This window comes from Sphingomonas sp. CCH9-F2, assembly GCF_001556735.1.
Lineage (GTDB): Bacteria > Pseudomonadota > Alphaproteobacteria > Sphingomonadales > Sphingomonadaceae > Sphingomonas > Sphingomonas ginsenosidimutans.
The window spans coordinates 1-1,390 of record NZ_LSJO01000367.1 but is presented as its reverse complement, the minus strand read 5'-3'; the positions used below and the strand labels follow the sequence as shown (position 1 = coordinate 1,390).

Genomic DNA, 1,390 nt, shown 5'->3' with positions numbered 1-1,390 from the left:
CGTCGTCTAATCGCGCTGGTCGCAAGTCAATTCTGAGCTGTCGTTGCCGGAAGCATGGTCGTCTTCGCGGTCGGTATAGGCCGCCGCATGATGGGGCTTCGCGGGTGACCCTTCCTATGTTTTCGACGCACTCGATCGCGCTGGGGCGTCTGGTGCAACGAACGAAGCGGAATGGGTCAGCCTACGTCCCGGCAGGACGTCTCGTTGGCGCCTTGCGACGCTGGCGAGCTGGTTAAATCAGGTGGTGGCGGGCGTGCTCCGGAACGGTTCGCCGGTGGTCAGCATGGTGTGCATGATGACCGCGAGCTTGCGGGCGACTGCGACCGCGGCGCGTTTGAAGCCGAGCCGCTCCCGCAGCTTCAGGCCCCATGTCCGCAGATCGGATTGTACCCGGCAGCGGGTGAGCAGCGATGTTGCCGCTTCGTAGAGCAGCCCGCGCAAGTGGCCGTCACCCCGCCTGGAGATATGCCCGTCATAGTCGACTTCGCCCGACTGGTAGCGCCGGGTCGTAAGCCCGACCCAGGCCCCCACGGATCGCGAGCGTTTGAAGTTCTCCGGTTCCTCGATCGCGGCGGCGAAAGAGGTAGCGGTCACGACACCGACGCCGGGAATGGACATGAGGAGCTGGCAGGCGTCGCTGCCCCGAGCGTCTGCCAACAGCGTGCGGCTCAACTCGGCGGTGCGCAGACGAACGGCGCGCCAAGCCTCCATCAGCGGGCGGATGATCCGGCCCAGGTCGGCATGGTCGGCCAGCAGCGCCTCGACCTGGCGCTCGAACTTACCGCCGGTGACCAGCGGCACGACGAGGCCAAACGTCTTCATCAGGCCGCGGATCTGGTTCGACAACTCCGTCCCGATCCGCACCAGACGGGTGCGCGCCGCTACCAGCGTGCGCGTCAGCATGCTGTTGAAGCTTTTGACGCGAACCACCTTGTAGAACCCGACCTCGGCAAGATGCGCCAAGCCATCGGCGTCGTTGGCATCCGTCTTGTTCGCCGCCATGTCGAGCGCGGCCTTGGCATGGCGCGCGTCGATGCAGATCGCCGGCACTCCCTCCGCGCTAAGTGCATGGAAGAACCATACGGACAGTGGTCCGGTTTCGAACACCACCCGTTTGGCTGCGGGCGCACGCTCGCGGATCAGCGCCGCAATCGCCTGCGGATCCGACGGGCACTTGCCGCGCCAGACGCGCTTGCCACCGCGCCGGATAGATACCGCGGTCTCTTTCAGCGAAACGTCGAGCCCGATATAATCGTCCATGGCTGTTCTCCATCAGATGCCTGGGCCCGGCGTCCCGTCGTGAGCCCGTTCTTCCATCCTATCGGGGAACAGCCACCAGCATTCATCTCGTGACAGCCCGGAGTACCGCTCCCGCGATTACCCCATGTTT

Annotated in this window: 1 protein-coding gene; it reads right to left on the bottom strand. The window is 65.0% G+C overall.

From position 1 onward, the window contains the following. Positions 1-237: 237 nt before the first annotated feature. On the bottom strand, positions 238-1,260 hold the full coding sequence (locus tag AX685_RS10615) for an IS110 family transposase (RefSeq protein ID WP_066488398.1): 1,023 nt from the start codon (positions 1,258-1,260) through the stop codon (positions 238-240). Positions 1,261-1,390: the final 130 nt, after the last annotated feature.